Below are 16,007 nucleotides of genomic sequence, written 5' to 3' on the forward strand. Positions count from 1 at the left end.
CGGCGCTGGCGCGCCTATAGCAACCCCTCGCTGCGCAGCAAGTCCTGCATGTTGGCCTCGGGACGCGGACCGATATGGCTGATCACTTCGCGGGCGCAGACATTGCCGATGCGGGCGCAGGTCTCGTAATCGCGGCCCGTGGCCATGCCAAACAGGAAGCCTGCGGCGAACTGATCTCCGGCCCCGGTTGCATCCACCGGCACCACCTTTTCGACCGGCACATCGACGCGCTGGCCATCATGCAGAACAGTCACGCCATCGCCGGAACGGGTGCACACGACCAGAGGGCAGATACCGGCGGTTTTTGCCAGCGCCTCTTCCAGATCATCGGTTTTGAACAGCGATTTGATTTCGGCCTCATTGCCGATCACGAAATCCAGTTCGTTCTCGATCAGCAGCAGGAAATCGACGCGATGCCGTTCGACGCAGAACGGATCGGAAATCGCGATCCCGGCCTTGCCGCCACCCTTATGACAGGTGCGCGCGGCCTCAAGGAATGCCGCCTTGCCTTTTTCCTTGTCGAACAGGTAGCCCTCAAGGAACATGATCTGGCTGTTATTGGCCACATCGGCCGAGACATCCTCGGACGACAATTCCGACGAAATCCCCAGATAGGTGTTCATCGACCGCTCGCCATCGGGCGAGACAAAGATCATCGAACGCGAGGTCGGTAACTCTCCGCCTGGGACCGGCGGGTTCACGAAATCGACGCCGTCTTCGTTCATCGCATCCGCATAGAACCGACCCAAGGCGTCATCATGCACCCGTCCGATAAAGGCCGCGTCCAGACCCAGCGCCCCGGCACCGGCAATCGTATTGGCGACCGAGCCGCCCGGTGTCTGCACCCGGCCTTCCATCGAGGCATAGAGCACCTCGCCACGCTCCTGCTCGATCAGTTGCATGATGCCTTTTTCGATGCCCATCAGTTCCAGGAAACTGTCATCGGCCTGGGAAATCACGTCCACAACGGCATTTCCGATGCCGGTCAGTTGGTAGGTCTTCATAGGGTTTTGTCCTCGAATTGACAGAGATCACGGATGATGCAGGTCGGACATTGCGGCTTGCGCGCCTTGCAATGGTACCGGCCATGCAGGATCAGCCAGTGATGCGCATGGAGTTGGAAGTCGGCAGGAATATTGTCTTCGATGGCGCGCTCGACCGCGTCCACATCCTTGCCGGGGCAGATACCGGTGCGGTTGCCGACACGGAAGATATGCGTATCCACCGCCTGCGCCGGTTGCCGCCACCACATGTTCAGCACCACATTGGCGGTCTTGCGCCCGACACCGGGCAGGGATTGCAGCGCGGCGCGGGAGTTGGGCACCTCACCACCGTATTCGTCGACCAGAATACGGCTCAGCTTGATGACATTCTTGGCCTTCTGGCGGAACAGGCCGATGGTCTTGATATGCTGGGTCAGACCTTCTTCGCCCAGATCCAGCATCTTTTGCGGCGTGTCGGCGATTTTGAACAATTCGCGCGTGGCCTTGTTGACGCCCGCATCGGTCGCCTGCGCCGACAGCGCCACGGCGACGACCAGAGTGTAGACGTTCACATGCTCCAACTCGCCCTTGGGTTCGGGGTCGGCTGCCTGAAAACGCGTAAAGATCTCGCGGATCGTGTGGTAATCGAGTTGCTTTGCCATCCGCGCCTTAATGCCGCTCGCAAGGCCATGACACAACCCCTTGGTTCCGGCCCAAAGCCAATGCGCAAGTTCCGGGTCGCGGGGGCGCGGCCTGCGCGCTATGGTTTTGGCATCAGATGAGGTGACTGCCATGAACGTCCAGACCCCGGAAAGCGGATACCACTACAACGTCATGCGCCGCGCGATCGAGCTGATCGATCAGGGCGGCGAGGGCCTCAGTCTTGAGGAACTGGCGCAGCAGATGGATATGAGCCCGGCCCATTTCCAGCGACTGTTCTCGCGCTGGACCGGCGTATCACCGAAACGCTACCAGCAATACCTGACGCTGGGCCATGCCAAAGCGCTGCTGCGCGAGCGGTTCACGACGCTGGAAACCGCCCATAACGTGGGCCTGTCCGGCAGTGGCCGCTTGCATGATCTGTTTCTGAAATGGGAGTCCATGAGCCCCGGCGAATACGCCCGCAAAGGCGCAGGTCTGACGATCTATTGGGGCTGGTTCGAAAGCCCCTTTGGCCCCGCGCTGGTGATGGGCACCGACAAGGGCATCTGCGGCATGGCCTTCGGGGCCGAGACCGGCGAGGAAGAGGCGATGGAGGATATGCTGTCGCGCTGGCCCTTGGCCGAGTTCGTCGAGGACCCGATGCACCTGCGGCCCTGGGTGCTGAGCGCCTTCGGGTCTGTCAGCGACCGTTTGCAGCCGACGCCTTTGTACCTGATCGGCTCACCCCTGCAGATCAAGGTGTGGGAGGCGCTGATGCACATCCCCTCGGGCCAAGTCACCACCTATTCCGAGATCGCGCAGCGGGTGGGCTCGCCACAGGCCGTTCGTGCAGTCGGAACGGCGGTCGGGCGCAACCCGGTCAGTTGGCTGATCCCCTGCCACCGGGCGCTGCGCAAATCGGGCGGGCTTGGCGGCTATCACTGGGGCCTGCCCGTCAAACGCGCGATGCTGGCCTATGAAGCCGCGCAGGCGGATGCCTGATTGACAGAACGTCCCGGCGCTGTCATATGGCGCGCCAGGTACGGGTCCCCTGCCGTTCGCGGCCTTTGGCTTTGGTGAAACCCGGTTGAATGCATATCTGTTGCCCTTTCCTGGCGCACGGATGGCAATGCGAACACCGTCCTGATTTCGCGCCCCTATAAGGAAGCGAGGCAAGACATGACTATTGATCAAGACATCGCTCCGGTTTCGGAGCTGAAGGCGCAGGCAAAGCGACTGCGCGAGAGGCTGCGCAGCGCGGATGTGATCCTGTCGCATAGCGAGGCCCTAGAGCTGGTGGCCCATCAACAAGGGGCCAAAGACTGGAACACGCTGCGTGCGATGGCTGGCAACCGGCTGCATCTCAGGGTCGGTGACCGGGTCAAAGGACGCTATCTGGGTCAGCCGTTCAATGCGGTCATTCGCGGTTTGACGATGCTGGGTGATGGCGGGCACCGCCGTGTGACGCTGCAATTCGACGCGCCCGTGGACGTGGTGCGGTTTGACAGCTTCTCGGCCTTCCGGCAGCGCGTGACCGGCGAGATCGGTTGGGACGGGCGGTCTACCCGTCATACATCGGACGGAGAGCCGCAGCTTGTCGTCCAACCAGCCTGAAAATAAAGCGAGGCACCCTGGGGTGCCTCACATTTTGATCGTAGAAAACAGGCGTTACTCGGCGGCCCAGCCACCGACGGCTTTGACTTCCAGAAAATCCTCAAGCCCCCAAATGCCGCCTTCGCGCCCGTTGCCGGATTGCTTCATGCCCCCGAACGGAGACCCCGCGCTGCGCGATTTGCCGTTCATCTCGACCATCCCCGAGCGCAATGCCCGCGCCATGCGATTGGCGCGCTCGCCATCCTGTGTCTGGACATAGTTGGTCAGGCCATATGGCGTGTCATTGGCGATCTCGATTGCCTCTTCCTCGGTGTCGAAGGGGATCATGGTCAGGACGGGGCCAAAGATTTCCTCGCGCGCGATGGTCATCTGGTTATTGGCATCGGCAAAGACCGTGGGTCGCACGTAGTAGCCCTTGTTCAGACCCTCAGGCCGTCCGGTGCCGCCTGCGACCAGACGCGCGCCTTCGTCGATGCCTTTCTGGATCAGGTCCTGAATTTTGCTCCACTGCACCTCGTTCACCACAGGGCCGATATGGCGGCCTTCCTCGGCAGCGGGGCCAACCTTGACCATGTTGGCCACCTCGGCGGCGGTTTCGACGGCCTGATCGTAGATCGGGCGCTGGACCAGCATCCGGCTGGGGGCGTTACAGCTTTGGCCGGTGTTGTTCATCATATGCAAGACACCGCGCTTCACCGCATTTGCATCCGCATCGGCAAAGACCACATTCGCGCCTTTGCCGCCCAGTTCCAGATGTACCTTTTTCAATGTGTCCGCAGCCGCCTTGGAAATTGCGGTTCCCGCACGGGTCGAGCCGGTAAAGCTGATCATGTCCGCATCCGGATGGCTGGACAATTGCGAACCGACGCCAACCCCGTCGCCATTCACCAGATTGAACACGCCGGGCGGGAAGCCCGCGGCATCCATCAACTCGGCAAAGATCATCGCATTCAGCGGGCTTTGCTCGGACGGTTTCAGAACCATCGTGCATCCGGCAATCGCGGCGGCACCGACCTTGAGCGTGATCTGGTTCATCGGCCAGTTCCAGGGCGTGATTAGACCGGCAACGCCGACAGCCTCGTGGATGATGCGGTCGTTCGGGGCATGATCGCCCAGCGGATGTTCGAAGGGAAAGGCCTTGGCCGCGCGGATGAAGGTGTTCAGGTGGTACATGCCCGCCCCTGCCTGAGCCGCCCGCGCCAAATCGATCGGCGCTCCCATTTCCAGCGACATAGCCTGTGCCAGATCTTCGTTGCGGGTCTGGTAGATCCCGGCAAGTTTCTCGACCAGTGCAATCCGCTCGGCAACCGGGGTGGCCATCCAGCCGGGCAGGGCCGCCCTGGCAGCAGCAACGGCGGCATCGGTATCAGCCTGTCCGCCCAGTGAGATCACCGCGCAGGGCTCTTCTGTCGATGGGTTGATGACGTCGAAGTCATTGGGCGCGGATGGGGCAACCCATTGGCCGTTGATGTAGAATTCACGCTTTTCGATCATGGCTCTCCCTCCTGATCAGACGGCATTGGGGCCGGTTTCGGGGCACTCTGGCACTGGCGGCATAGCGGGGCAAGAGGGCGTTTTGATCAAATCTCTTACCGCTTGCAGCGGGAATGGCGTATCCTTGCGCAGGCCAATGGTTTAACTCTGACGCAGAGTGTTTAGGTTTACGGCAACCGACTCGGGTTTTTCACAGGAAAGGAGATGCACCATGGGTTTGCGCATCAATGACACGGTTCCCAATTTCACCGCAGAAACGGATCAGGGCACCGTTCAGTTTCACGACTGGATCGGTGACAGCTGGGCGATCCTGTTCTCGCACCCGAAAGACTTCACCCCGGTTTGCACCACCGAGTTTTCGGCTGTGGCCCAGTTGAATGACGAATGGGCGGCCCGAAACACCAAGGTGATCGGCGTATCGGTCGATGGCGTGGAAGATCACAAGAAGTGGAAGAAAGACATCGAGGCTTATGAGAACGCCAATCCGGGTTTTCCGATCATCGCCGATGATGGGTTGGCCGTGTCCAAGGCGTTTGACATGCTGCCTGCCGAAGCCTACCTGCCCGACGGCCGCACCCCCGCCGACAGCGCCACCGTGCGGTCGGTCTTTATCATTGGGCCGGACAAGCAGTTGAAACTGTCTATGACCTATCCGATGACCGTGGGCCGGAACTTTGCCGAGATCCTGCGCGCGCTGGACGGGTTGCAGATGTCGGCCAAGGGTGTTGCGACGCCTGCGAACTGGGTGCCGGGCGAGGATGTGATCATTCCGCCTGCCGTGTCGAATGAAGATGCCAAAGAGAAATTTGGCGAGTTCGAGACGATCTTTCCTTATCTGCGTAAGACCAAGGCGCCGTCTTAAGACGGACCGGGTCAGGGGGGCTGTCTGCCCCCCGCCGCGCCTAGAGGCGCGACTCCCCCCGAGGATATTTATGGCCAGATGAAGCAGGCGGGCGCTGTGGGTAGCTGTAGAGTTTTGCCCTGTAGGCCGCGCGCTTGAATTCGCGGGTCAGCTTGTCGCTGAACGGCGGGCTTTTCTGGATTGTCGAGCCGCCGATTTCACCGGCGATTTCCCGGTTGCCGCTGCCGAGCAGGGTGTGGATCGGTTGGCCGGTCAGCCAGTGCATTTGCAGAAACGTATCGACCGGGCGGTCGATCTGATCCGTGGCGGCCAACATGCGCGCGGCGGCGCGACGTCCCACCATCTGGCAGACACATTGCAACCCGACCACCCAAGGCAGAACCAGGCGCAGCCCGTTTTCCTCGGCAATGGTTTGTGCCGGAATCTCGCGTTGTTTGACCGGTATGCGGATGTAGTGATCCGGGGTCGCCTCGCGCTTCAAAAGCGCCAGGATCTGCTGCAATTGGGCAGGGTCGATACGCAGATCATCTTCGGTGATGAGTGCCAGATCGATGTTTTCGTCCACCATTTTCTGCCAGATGCGGCGGTGGCTTTGGAACACGCCGATCTCGGTGGGCAGCAGCGCAAAAGGGTAGTGGGGCCGATGCAGATTGCCGGGATGCAGGCAGACATCCGAAATTTGTTCCGGGTCGCGCCCGTTCACGGCCTCGAACAATTCGGCGTTGGGCAGGTCCGCGCAAAGCCTTTCGGCGTTTTCCCGCCGGGCGGTGCTGGAAGACATATGAATGACGAACGAGCGCATTGGCATGTGCATAGAGCACCCCGGCGTGTTGGGGAAGGGTGGTGATGGCGAAACACAGAGCCGTGACTGTTTGAAATGTTCCATTTGGCAGATAATGGCCGTTTTCCAGGGGTTCAAGCTGCGTGGGCGGCGGGGCGGGTTATCGACCAGGGATTTTCCAGCCCGCAGTTTAATATAAGCGTGTGCCGCAGCAGGCGTATTTCGAAGGGTTTCAGGACGGGCAGGACGGTGGGGCCGTATCCTTTTGCGCCCTGCCTGAGCGTCGGGAATAGGTTTAGCAGTTCCTTTCGAGTCTCGGCGGTCATCGCGCTAAGCGTCGTGTCGCCCGGATAAAGGGATTCAGACCAGATGCCATCGACATTCACCAGTTCATGCTGATCGAACAGGATATGGATGTAGTCGACGCCTTCATCTGGTGGCAACTGGCGGACAGATTTGCCATCAACCAGATTTTTGGCCGGGGCCAGCATCATTGGGGCGGAACAAAAAAGCTCCATTTTTGGGGAGGAAACCGCGATCCGATGTTGCGGTGAAACCACCAGATCGCGATTGGTGCAGGTGGTTGAAAAATGGTCCGACCTGACCCGGATCGGACAGAGATGCGGGGATTGGCGCAGGTCTTGCCGGGACAGCCTGCGTTTGCCGATCCAGCGGACGGGCCGAACCTGACCTCCGGCAACGATGACGGGATCTCCGGGGCGCAAAGCCTCGACCCGGCGGCGGCCTGTTGGTGTCAGGATCATCGATCCGGAGGTGAAGCAGACAAAGGACGGTAGTGTGCTGTATTCGGTTGGGGGTGTTGATGAGGGCCTGCTGGTGACTGCAATCGTGTCCCCGACGTTGGCCTGACCCGATGTGACAACCACATAGATCGGAGAGGTGAACTGCAATTGGACAAAGGACACAGCCTGCCCGTTGATTTCGCCCTGATAGGTTTCGAACACCTGAAAGCTGGAGGAAGAGTTGTGGAAGTTCGGGACACCGCTGAGATCCAGTTGAGTGCTGGAATCCGAGCTTTGCAGAAACGTGTCATCATCGATGATGTCCGCGCTATATGCGGCTTCGATTGAAACGCTATTGGTGCTGAAGGGGTCCGCGCTGAGTTCGTAGATGGTGATGGAGGCCACGGCGGAACGTCTTCCCAGAATTTACAAAAGTTTTCCTTAAGTTTGGGCTAATTCAACTTATAAGTGTTAACATATGGTTTACTAAACCGAGCGCGCGACCGCATGGATATGGGATGGGGTGAATCCCGAGAACCGGGCTTTCACGGATAACAGGAGTTTTGAAAATACATGCCCCCGCCACTTGGGCGGAGGCACGCCAGGGGCGGCGAAACCGGAGACGAACACCGCCCTTGGTGGGGCTCAGAACCCGTAGCGCAGGCCGAAATTGATGCTGAACGTGTCCAAGTCATCCTCGACCGTTCCCGTCGAAGCGCCGGTGGGGGCCAGACGCGCGGATGAGACGTCGAAGGCACGGGTATAGCGCGCATCAACGGTAAAGGCGGTGTCTTCGTTGATGTCATAGGCGACACCGGCGATCAGCTGTGCCGCGAAATCGGTGCCGCTGTCATCCAGCGTGACGCCGGGGCCGTAGGCGAAATCGATATCAGAATAGGTCGCACCCAGACCGAAACCGGCATAGGGGGTGAAGGCGCTGTTACCCTTGAAGTCGAACAGCACATTGGCAAAGAGCGAGGTTTGGGTCACATCGCCCGAGATATTACCCTCGGCCCCCGGGCCATTTCCGGAGAAGTTGACGCCGTCCACGTTGTTGTCGCGATAGGACAGCTCCAGCTCGATCCGCGTGCCAATGGCGTCATTGGACCATTGAGGGATCTCTTTACCGATTGCGATCCCCAGACCGACACCGCCATCGAAATCGGTGTCGACGGATTCGGAAGCGCCGCCGATGCTGCCGCTGAAGTCGGTATCCTGAAGGTCGCTATAGCCCAGGAAGCCGTGGATATAGGTGCCGTCCGTCAGGCTTTGCGCTGACGCGGCGGTCACACCCAAAATCAGCGCCGCCGAGGTAAGAAGAAGTCGAGAAACCATAATCCATGTCCTTTGTTCCGAATGGTCCATGGCGCTGATGTGGGCAATCGGAGGTCAAAAGGAAGGCGCGCGACCATCACTTCGCGTCACGGGATTTTGGGTGTGGGTGAGTGAATAAGTAGCCCATTGAACAATTGCAGTCGCAGGGCGGGCTTACCCTCGGGATGTTGGTCGTTCCATGAGGGGTTCTGACAGCAGTTCCTCGACAAAGAAGCTGAGCAGTTGCAAGCGGCCGGACACGCCAGCTTTGCGGTATACTGCAGCACTTTGGGCCTTGATCGTACCTTCTTTGGTCTGCCGAAGTTCCGCGATTTGGGCAATCGACAGGCCCTTGAGCGAGAGCAGCGCAACATCGCGTTCGGCTTTGCTTAGCCGCCATTCGTCAAACTGGGTGCCGATAACCTGTGCGAACGCGCCTTGGGCCACGCCAAGCTGCCGTTGTATATCCCGAACGCGCCGGTTCTGGGCGCGGATCAGCGCAATCGCTGCCGCCAATCCACCCAAAAGCGCTATTGAGATCAAAAGTTCAAAACTGTGCAAGTACCGGAAGCCGGCGCTTTCGCCCCCGGTCCAATCCAGCAGTGCATCGGTCAGGAAAAAGGTGGCGCAGAGGGCCTGCACCACCAAAAGGAGCCACAACAAAGACGTTTGCGATATCTTCATGATGCTCCTTCAGGGTCGCGCGGTCAGTCGTCATCCTCTTCAAGTTCGATGGCGGTTACGGTGCCATCGACTTTGTTCAGGACCAGTTCAGTTTCCACGCCATCCTTGCTGAGTTCAACCTCGATCTCGCCGTCTTCGAATTCGATCTCTTCGACCACATAGCCCTGCGCCTCCAGCGCCGCACGGATGTCAGCCTCATCCGTCCCCAGTTTTTCGCCCAGCCCCACATTGGCCAGGGCCAGCGCGGGGGCTGCTGCAATCAAACCGGCAAGGGTCAGAATTTTCAGGTTTTCCATATCGCATCTCCTGTTTTTGCGCGTTTCAACGCAATGGAGTTGGGAGGGTGCCCGGATCGTTTCGATTGGGCTTTGGTTGAATTGGATGCAATTGGACCAAGGTTTATGCGTTCGATCAGGCTATATCAAAGCCCACGGGCGGCAGAGTGGCATAAAAAAGGCCCCGGTGGATCACCGGGGCCTTCATCATTAGAATAAGGAAGCAGATTTACTCTGCACCTTCCTCTTTCTTTTCTTTCTTTTCGGGCACGATCTCTTCGCCGGTTTCCTGATCGACCACTTTCATCGACAGGCGGACCTTGCCGCGATCGTCAAAGCCCAACAGCTTGACCTTTACTTCCTGGCCTTCCTTCAGAACATCCGACGGATGGTTCAGGCGGCGGTTTTCGATCTGGGACACGTGGACCAGGCCGTCGCGCTTGCCAAAGAAGTTCACGAAGGCACCGAAGTCGACGATCTTGACCACTTTACCGGTGTAGATCTGACCCTCTTCCGGCTCGGCCACGATTGAATAGATCATGTCATAGGCCTTTTTGATCGACTCCCCATCGGGCGAGGCGATCTTGATGACGCCGTCGTCGTTGATGTCGACCTTGGCACCCGAGGTCTCGACGATTTCGCGGATGACCTTGCCGCCCGAGCCGATCACTTCACGGATCTTGTCGGTCGGGATGTTCATGGTCTCGATGCGCGGAGCGTGGACCGAAAACTCGTTGGTCTCGGAGAGCGCCTTGCCCATCTCACCCAGAATGTGCATCCGGCCGTCCTTGGCTTGCGCCAGGGCTTTCTCCATGATCTCGGGCGTTATGCCTGCGACCTTGATGTCCATCTGCAGCGAGGTGATGCCGTTTTCGGTACCAGCCACTTTGAAGTCCATGTCGCCCAGGTGGTCTTCGTCACCCAGAATGTCCGACAGGATGGCATAGTTGCCGTCATCTTCCAGGATCAGACCCATGGCCACACCGGCAACCGGTGCTTTCAGCGGAACGCCCGCATCCATCATCGACAGCGAGCCGCCGCAGACCGACGCCATCGAGCTGGAGCCGTTGGATTCGGTGATTTCCGACACGATGCGGATCGTGTAGGGGAAGTCGGTTGCCGCAGGCAGAACCGCCTGTAGGGCGCGCCATGCCAGCTTGCCATGACCGATCTCACGACGGCCCGGGCCACCCACGCGGCCAACTTCACCAACCGAATAGGGGGGGAAGTTGTAGTGCAGCAGGAAGTTCGATTTGAAGTTGCCATGCAGCGCGTCGATGAACTGTTCATCATCGCCGGTGCCCAGCGTGGTCACGGCCAGCGCCTGTGTTTCACCACGGGTGAACAGGGCGGAACCGTGCGTTCGGGGCAGCATCGAGGTTTCGGCTTCGATCCCACGGATGTCGGTGGTCGAACGACCGTCGATGCGCTTGCCGCCTTTGACGACGTCGCCGCGCAGGATGCCAGCTTCCAGCTTTTTCATCGCCGAGCCGAGGTTCGCGTCTTCCAGCTGTTCCTCGGTCAATGCTTCCTTGATCGCTTCACGGGCAGCGGCAACAGCGGCGGTGCGCTCTTGCTTGTCGGTGATCGCGAAGGCGGCGCGCATCTGCTCTTCACCGGCAGCGGCAACAGCGGCGTACAGCTCCGAGTAATCGGGGGCGGCGAAGTCAAACGGCTCTTTCGCGGTTTCTTCGGCCAGCGAAATGATCAGGTCGATGACCGGCTGAATTTGCTCGTGCGCGAAGGTCACGGCGCCCAGCATTTCGGCCTCGGACAGTTCGTACGCTTCCGATTCGACCATCATCACGGCGTCTTTGGTACCGGTCACAACCAGATCCAGACGCTGTTCGGGGTTCAGGCGCAGGTCCTGCATGTCGTCCACGGTCGGGTTCAGGACGTATTCGCCATCCACGAAACCAACGCGAGCACCGGCGATCGGGCCCATGAACGGCGCGCCCGAGATGGTCAGGGCAGCCGAAGCGGCAATCATCGCGACGATGTCGGGGTCGTTGACCAGATCGTGGCTCAGCACGGTGCACATGACCAGAACTTCGTTCTTGAAGCCGTCAACGAACAGCGGGCGGATCGGACGGTCAATCAGACGCGCGGTCAGCGTCTCTTTCTCGGTCGGGCGCGCCTCGCGCTTGAAGAAGCCACCCGGAACTTTACCGGCGGCATAGTATTTTTCCTGATAGTGCACGGTCAGCGGGAAAAAGTCCTGACCGGGCTTTTGTTGCTTGGCAAAGGTCACGTTCGCCATGACGCTGGTTTCGCCCAGCGTGGCGATCACGGTGCCGTCGGCCTGACGGGCAACCTTGCCGGTTTCCAGTGTCAGCGTCTCTTCGCCCCACTGAATCGATTTCTTCGTTACATCAAACATATGCGTATCCTAGAACGGAGCACTCCCGCCCCTGCGGGTCTCCGGTTTGCATGGCGGCCCCATTGCCGCCGACCCCACTTTATCTTCCATTCGAGTGCCGGGGTCAGGGCACAACGTCTCAGATACCGCGCGCATACAGCAGAAAACGTTGGAAGGAAAGCGAAACCGCACAAGGCGGCGGTGGACCGCCATGCCCGGAGTGTGACCGTTGCTGAACAACCGTGTGTGGCAAAACACGCAGGATTGCTTACATGGTAACACATGTCACATACCCGAGGATGCCATGACCTTTTGCCTGCGGTTGCTGAGCGTCGCGTTGCTGACCCTGTGGGGTTTTGCGGCACTGGCGTCCCAACCTGTCGAGTGGTCTGATCTGCCGGACCCTGCCGCGCAGGACTTTGAAGACCCGTTTCGCGAGCTGAGCGCCGAGCAGTTTGATGACCTGCGCTTTGCGCTGCGCTTGCGTGGGCGCTTGCAGCAGGATGTCGGCAGCGCGGACGAACAACACAAATGGCAAGAGCTTTTGTCCGAAACGGAACAGGCGCTGGCCGCCGATCAGATCGATATCGACCGGCTCATGTCCCAGCGTGATGCGGTGATTCAGCGTCGCGAGATGGCTGATACCGCCGGGAACCCCAAGGTCAACGATCAGGTTGTCACAATCACCGGCTATGTGATCCCCGCGCCTTCGGATGAACAGGGGCATGGTGTGGCCTATCTGGTGCCTCAGCCCGGTATGTGCAGCCACCTGCCGCCACCCCCGCCCAATCAGATGATCCGTGTCCGGCTTTCGGACCAGTGGGCCCCGACCTTGTATTATGAGCGTGTTCGCCTGACCGGGCGATTGACCATTGCGCCGACGGAGTACGAGATGTTTGTGATCGACGGGCAGGTTCCGATGCGGGCCACGTTCCGTTTGGATGTCCACAACGCCGAACCCTTGGGCAGCGGCGAGGAGCATTTTCAGGAGTTCCTGACGGTGCATGATCGCTTGCGCGCGGCGCTTCGGCAGAAATCCGGCGGGCCTGTCGAAGGCCCCTGAACCGGTTTGCGCCCTTTACCTTGATGCCCTGAACAACACATTCCGAAAAAAGAATAATTTTGCCATATTATGATGAGGGTGTAGGCTCGACCCACAAGACCTGCGGTCGCAAGGACGGGAACGCGCCAAGGGACTAGAAAAATAAGGCCGTCTTCGACCGAATACCTTGGCGTTTGCACGTAGCAAACTGAGGGAAAGTCGAATGGCTGAAACCAAGAAAATGCTTGATCCGGATCCCCGGATTTATGACTTCGAAACCGAATATGAGCTGGGGCAGGATAACGTCCGGCCATTCGGTCTGGACATACACAATCCGGTCTTCCTGATCTCGAGTATCCTGATCTTTGCGTTCGTCCTGATCGCATTGGCCAATCAGGAGGCCGCGGCCTCGTTCTTTGGCTGGCTTCGGCCCTGGCTGACCAGCACGTTTGACTGGTTCCTTGTGCTCTCGGTCGATGCAATCACCCTGTTCTGTCTGGTGCTGATCGTTCTGCCTGTCGGCAAGGTGAGGATCGGCGGCAAGGACGCCGAGCCTGACTATTCCTATGCCGGTTGGATCGCGATGATGTTCGCCGCCGGTATTGGCATCGGTCTGCTGTTCTTTGGCGTGATGGAGCCGGTCTATTACAACTTCGCCGAAGGCGGCAACGCCGCGCCCTTAGGAATCGACATTGCCGTGCCGGGTAACGAATACGCGGGCATCGTGGGCACGATCCACCATTGGGGCCTTGAAGGCTGGGCGGTTTACGCCGCCGTGGGTCTGAGCCTTGCGATCTTTGCCTATAATCTGGACCTGCCGCTGACCCTGCGGTCGGCCTTTTACCCATTGCTGGGCGAGCGGGTCTGGGGCTGGTGGGGCCACATCATCGACACGCTTGCGGTGTTCGCAACACTGTTCGGCCTCACCACTTCTTTGGGTCTTGGGGCGCAGCAGGTTGCGGCGGGTTTGAATGAGGTGTTTGGCATCGAACCCAGCCCGACTGTGGTTGTCCTGCTGATCATCGGTATCACGCTGATCGCGCTGGGCTCGGTCCTGATGGGTATGGATGCGGGCGTCAAACGGCTGAGCGAGATCAATATGATCATGGCCGTCGGCCTCTTCATCTTCGTGATCGTCGTCACCGGTGTTGGCACAGCTATTGCGCGCTATTTCAACGTCATGGTGGATTACGTGACGCACCTTCCGGCCTTGTCCAACCCGTTCGGGCGCGAAGACACCAGTTACTTCCATGGCTGGACGACCTTCTACTGGGCCTGGTGGATCGCGTGGTCGCCCTTTGTGGGCATGTTCATTGCTCGCATCTCCAAGGGTCGCACGGTGCGTGAGTTTATCCTCTGCGCGCTGTTGGCTCCAACGGCCGTCTGTGCGCTGTGGATGTCGACCTTTGGCGGTGCCGCGATCGACATGCTGAACGCGGGCGGCGCAGAAGGTGTCCGCGCCACAGTAATCGACAGCTACGCCCCCGAAGGCGCACTGTTCGGGTTCCTGAAGGAACTGCCGCTTTATGGCATCGTGGCTCCAATCGCGCTGATCCTGATCGTGGTGTTCTTTGTCACTTCGTCCGACTCGGGATCGCTGGTGATCGACACGATCACGGCGGGTGGCAAGATGGACGCGCCTGTTGTTCAGCGCGTATTCTGGTGCACGCTGGAAGGTCTGGTGGCCATCGCACTGTTGCTGGGCGGCGGATTGTCCGCGCTGCAAGGGGCGGCAGTGTCGACGGGCATTCCATTCACGCTGGTGGTGCTGATGATGTGCTACTGCCTGTGGTTGGCGCTGAAATCAGAGCACGCCAAGATGTAAGCACCTTTAGACACAGAAACGCCCGCCAACCGGCGGGCGTTTTCTTTTGGTCTGTCGCAACCGGATCAGAGGGCAACCGCCTCAAAAGACTTCAACAGGGGTCTGGCCGGGCTGTAGGAATTGCTGCCCGATGCCCCCAACTCTGGGAACAGGTCCAGAATTTCCGAGCGCAGGTCATGATCCAGACTGCACAGGCCAACGGTACCGGGCAGAAAGCTTTCCGTTGCGGCCCCGTCGCTGAAAATGATCTCGTGCCGGTCAAACAGGATGTGGAAGTATTCGACCTCGGCGCAAGGCCGTTGGTAAATCGTTTCGCCATTGATCAGGCTTTTCGCCGCAACCAGACATTCGGTTTCGCCAAACAGCATCTCGGCCTTCCAGCCGGACAGCAAAACGCGATGGTTCTGCGAGACCGTCAGGTCACGGTCATTGCCGATTGTGCCGGCCTGAAACACCACCGGCACCCGATTGCCCTTGCCGGGAACGCGGCGTGATCCGATCCATCGGACCGGCTGCGCGCCGTTATCCTTGGTGACCACCAGATCACCGGCCTGAATATCCTCCACAGCAACTGGCCCGTCCGGGGTTTCGATCATCGTACCACGCGCAAAACAGGGTGGCGGCGGGGGAACGTCGAACGAGAAGTCGCCAATCCCCGAGCCGCCTGTGGATGAGCCATCAGGCGACGGGGTCGAGGTAATGATGACCTGAGACACCGGACCAGCGGTCGAAAACGACAGGACGTTAGGGATTGCGGTATCCGGGTCAATCAGAATGTTGCCTGCGGCGTCCTGGGTGATGTTGATCGTCCCGCCGGCGCTTTGAGTGATCGTGATTTCGGACAATGGGATTGGGTTTCCGTCTTCATCCAGAATCAGAATCTGATACCCGTCGTTGAATGACCCGCTGGCGTTTACCCCCCCAAGATCAAACGACAGATTGTTTACGGGGTTTGAAAAGCTGAAATCCGCTGTGTTCGGAGTGGTCGCAAAGTTGGAGTTGATGTCTGCGCCCGAATTTCCGGGGTTGTCGCTCACCCAATCACCGGTGAAATCTGCCGTGATCGTTGTAGAATTTGCCCCGTCCGATACAACGGTGCTGCCATCCTGGGCCGTGCCCGTACCATCCAGCCATATGGCCTGATCCAGTGTCGCCATCGCGCCTACTCACAAAACTTGTTACCCAACTTGCAGTCGCACGCTTAAGGACCGGTTAAGCGCAACTGCCAAACTTATAATACTACTAATGATGATCGTGTCATTAGCCTGTCGCTTGATCGGCAATTTCTTGACGATTTGCGGTGTGCAAAGGGTTGCCCAAATGCACCAACGCCCACCTGTTGGCGGGCGTCGCGTTTTCTTGAACCGGGTCTCGTGCTCGGGACGAGAC

15 protein-coding genes are annotated in these 16,007 nt (G+C 59.3%); 5 read left to right on the forward strand and 10 right to left on the reverse strand.

The annotated features are described in order from the left end of the window. Positions 1-14: 14 nt before the first annotated feature. Together ACR0MO_RS11025 and nth are read right to left on the reverse strand one after the other, a co-directional pair. A complete protein-coding gene (locus ACR0MO_RS11025) occupies positions 15-1,004 on the reverse strand; it encodes an adenosine kinase (RefSeq protein WP_170521279.1) in 990 nt (329 codons plus the stop codon). Next, positions 1,001-1,645 (reverse strand): endonuclease III, encoded by a 645-nt coding sequence (gene nth / locus ACR0MO_RS11030; protein WP_480891211.1) that lies wholly within the window; start codon positions 1,643-1,645, stop codon positions 1,001-1,003. Before nth ends, ACR0MO_RS11025 begins: the two co-directional genes overlap by 4 nt. A gap of 130 nt (positions 1,646-1,775) precedes the next feature. Between nth and ACR0MO_RS11035 the strand changes: the two genes are divergently transcribed. Together ACR0MO_RS11035 and ACR0MO_RS11040 are read left to right on the forward strand one after the other, a co-directional pair. Beyond that, complete coding sequence (locus ACR0MO_RS11035) at positions 1,776-2,627, forward strand: bifunctional helix-turn-helix domain-containing protein/methylated-DNA--[protein]-cysteine S-methyltransferase (protein WP_170453618.1); 852 nt, start codon at positions 1,776-1,778, stop codon at positions 2,625-2,627. Between the two features lie 177 nt (positions 2,628-2,804). Beyond that, entirely contained in the window at positions 2,805-3,239 is a 435-nt protein-coding gene (locus tag ACR0MO_RS11040; RefSeq protein WP_170631145.1) for a glyoxalase superfamily protein, read from the forward strand. Between the two features lie 54 nt (positions 3,240-3,293). Here ACR0MO_RS11040 and ACR0MO_RS11045 read toward each other — a convergent pair whose 3' ends face one another. Beyond that, positions 3,294-4,733 (reverse strand): aldehyde dehydrogenase family protein, encoded by a 1,440-nt coding sequence (locus tag ACR0MO_RS11045; RefSeq protein ID WP_480891213.1) that lies wholly within the window; start codon positions 4,731-4,733, stop codon positions 3,294-3,296. 211 nt (positions 4,734-4,944) lie between these two features. On the opposite strand from ACR0MO_RS11045, the gene ACR0MO_RS11050 reads away from it, so the two are divergent. Next, complete coding sequence (locus tag ACR0MO_RS11050; protein ID WP_480891215.1) at positions 4,945-5,595, forward strand: peroxiredoxin; 651 nt, start codon at positions 4,945-4,947, stop codon at positions 5,593-5,595. Between the two features lie 40 nt (positions 5,596-5,635). On the opposite strand, the gene ACR0MO_RS11055 is transcribed toward ACR0MO_RS11050, so the two are convergent. The 6 genes from ACR0MO_RS11055 to pnp all read right to left on the reverse strand — a co-directional run bounded on the left by ACR0MO_RS11055 (position 5,636) and on the right by pnp (position 11,772). Next, positions 5,636-6,409, reverse strand: coding sequence for a glycosyltransferase family 25 protein (locus ACR0MO_RS11055; protein WP_480583796.1), 774 nt, complete (start codon positions 6,407-6,409; stop codon positions 5,636-5,638). A 101-nt stretch (positions 6,410-6,510) separates the two neighbouring features. Then, on the reverse strand, positions 6,511-7,524 hold the full coding sequence (locus tag ACR0MO_RS11060; protein WP_170623236.1) for a Hint domain-containing protein: 1,014 nt from the start codon (positions 7,522-7,524) through the stop codon (positions 6,511-6,513). 240 nt (positions 7,525-7,764) lie between these two features. Next, a complete protein-coding gene (locus ACR0MO_RS11065; RefSeq protein WP_170453623.1) occupies positions 7,765-8,454 on the reverse strand; it encodes an outer membrane beta-barrel protein in 690 nt (229 codons plus the stop codon). A gap of 153 nt (positions 8,455-8,607) precedes the next feature. Beyond that, positions 8,608-9,117, reverse strand: a complete 510-nt coding sequence (locus tag ACR0MO_RS11070; protein ID WP_170453624.1) for a helix-turn-helix domain-containing protein — start codon at positions 9,115-9,117, stop codon at positions 8,608-8,610. A 23-nt stretch (positions 9,118-9,140) separates the two neighbouring features. Further along, complete coding sequence (locus tag ACR0MO_RS11075) at positions 9,141-9,413, reverse strand: PepSY domain-containing protein (RefSeq protein WP_170453625.1); 273 nt, start codon at positions 9,411-9,413, stop codon at positions 9,141-9,143. A 208-nt stretch (positions 9,414-9,621) separates the two neighbouring features. Then, the gene (pnp, locus tag ACR0MO_RS11080; protein ID WP_480891218.1) at positions 9,622-11,772 is read right to left on the reverse strand and encodes a polyribonucleotide nucleotidyltransferase; all 2,151 of its coding nucleotides are present in this window, start codon (positions 11,770-11,772) and stop codon (positions 9,622-9,624) included. Between the two features lie 283 nt (positions 11,773-12,055). Between pnp and ACR0MO_RS11085 the strand changes: the two genes are divergently transcribed. Together ACR0MO_RS11085 and ACR0MO_RS11090 are read left to right on the forward strand one after the other, a co-directional pair. After that, positions 12,056-12,814 carry a DUF3299 domain-containing protein gene (locus ACR0MO_RS11085; RefSeq protein ID WP_170623232.1) on the forward strand — a complete coding sequence of 253 codons (759 nt, stop codon included), beginning with the start codon at positions 12,056-12,058 and terminating at the stop codon, positions 12,812-12,814. 202 nt (positions 12,815-13,016) lie between these two features. After that, a complete protein-coding gene (locus ACR0MO_RS11090; RefSeq protein ID WP_170623230.1) occupies positions 13,017-14,618 on the forward strand; it encodes a BCCT family transporter in 1,602 nt (533 codons plus the stop codon). A gap of 65 nt (positions 14,619-14,683) precedes the next feature. Here ACR0MO_RS11090 and ACR0MO_RS11095 read toward each other — a convergent pair whose 3' ends face one another. After that, the gene (locus ACR0MO_RS11095; RefSeq protein ID WP_170521302.1) at positions 14,684-15,775 is read right to left on the reverse strand and encodes a Hint domain-containing protein; all 1,092 of its coding nucleotides are present in this window, start codon (positions 15,773-15,775) and stop codon (positions 14,684-14,686) included. Positions 15,776-16,007: the final 232 nt, after the last annotated feature.

This window comes from Ruegeria sp. K5, from assembly GCF_056531805.1.

Coding starts and splice junctions, on each gene's coding strand:
- ACR0MO_RS11025 (WP_170521279.1), bottom strand. CDS start 1,004: ATGAAGACCTACCAACTGACCGGCATCGGAAATGCCGTTGTGGACGTG.
- nth (WP_480891211.1), bottom strand. CDS start 1,645: ATGGCAAAGCAACTCGATTACCACACGATCCGCGAGATCTTTACGCGT.
- ACR0MO_RS11035 (WP_170453618.1), top strand. CDS start 1,776: ATGAACGTCCAGACCCCGGAAAGCGGATACCACTACAACGTCATGCGC.
- ACR0MO_RS11040 (WP_170631145.1), top strand. CDS start 2,805: ATGACTATTGATCAAGACATCGCTCCGGTTTCGGAGCTGAAGGCGCAG.
- ACR0MO_RS11045 (WP_480891213.1), bottom strand. CDS start 4,733: ATGATCGAAAAGCGTGAATTCTACATCAACGGCCAATGGGTTGCCCCA.
- ACR0MO_RS11050 (WP_480891215.1), top strand. CDS start 4,945: ATGGGTTTGCGCATCAATGACACGGTTCCCAATTTCACCGCAGAAACG.
- ACR0MO_RS11055 (WP_480583796.1), bottom strand. CDS start 6,409: ATGCACATGCCAATGCGCTCGTTCGTCATTCATATGTCTTCCAGCACC.
- ACR0MO_RS11065 (WP_170453623.1), bottom strand. CDS start 8,454: ATGGTTTCTCGACTTCTTCTTACCTCGGCGGCGCTGATTTTGGGTGTG.
- ACR0MO_RS11070 (WP_170453624.1), bottom strand. CDS start 9,117: ATGAAGATATCGCAAACGTCTTTGTTGTGGCTCCTTTTGGTGGTGCAG.
- ACR0MO_RS11075 (WP_170453625.1), bottom strand. CDS start 9,413: ATGGAAAACCTGAAAATTCTGACCCTTGCCGGTTTGATTGCAGCAGCC.
- pnp (WP_480891218.1), bottom strand. CDS start 11,772: ATGTTTGATGTAACGAAGAAATCGATTCAGTGGGGCGAAGAGACGCTG.
- ACR0MO_RS11085 (WP_170623232.1), top strand. CDS start 12,056: ATGACCTTTTGCCTGCGGTTGCTGAGCGTCGCGTTGCTGACCCTGTGG.
- ACR0MO_RS11090 (WP_170623230.1), top strand. CDS start 13,017: ATGGCTGAAACCAAGAAAATGCTTGATCCGGATCCCCGGATTTATGAC.
- ACR0MO_RS11095 (WP_170521302.1), bottom strand. CDS start 15,775: ATGGCGACACTGGATCAGGCCATATGGCTGGATGGTACGGGCACGGCC.